Origin of the sequence: Polaribacter sargassicola (genome assembly GCF_021991835.1) — a bacterium.
GTDB lineage: Bacteria > Bacteroidota > Bacteroidia > Flavobacteriales > Flavobacteriaceae > Polaribacter > Polaribacter sargassicola.
The window spans coordinates 1-296 of record NZ_JAHDAU010000188.1 but is presented as its reverse complement, the minus strand read 5'-3'; the positions used below and the strand labels follow the sequence as shown (position 1 = coordinate 296).

The following is a 296-nucleotide window of genomic DNA, read 5'->3' as shown; positions in this document are numbered from 1 at the left end:
ACGGTGCCCGGCCGGACGCCCTCGAGCCGGTCGGCGTCGACGAGCCGCTGTCCCCCCGGCGCATGCAGGGTGATGACGTCGGCGGCGCGGAACAGCTCGTCCAGGTCGACGGGCTCGGCCCCGGCCGCCCGGATCACGTCGGCGGGCAGGAAGGGGTCGGATGCCAGGATGCGGGGCCCGAAGCCGCTCAGGCGCTTCGCGACGCCCTGGCCGATGCGGCCGAACCCGACGATGCCGACGGTGGCGGCGCCGAGCTCGCGGCCGCGGCGCACGCTCCAGTCACCGGCGCGCACCCG

Annotated in this window: 1 protein-coding gene; it reads right to left on the bottom strand. The window is 77.7% G+C overall.

The window, feature by feature from the left end:
- Positions 1-296 (bottom strand): NAD(P)-dependent oxidoreductase (locus KI686_RS17645; RefSeq protein WP_497801194.1); only part of this gene is annotated, 296 nt, incomplete at both ends.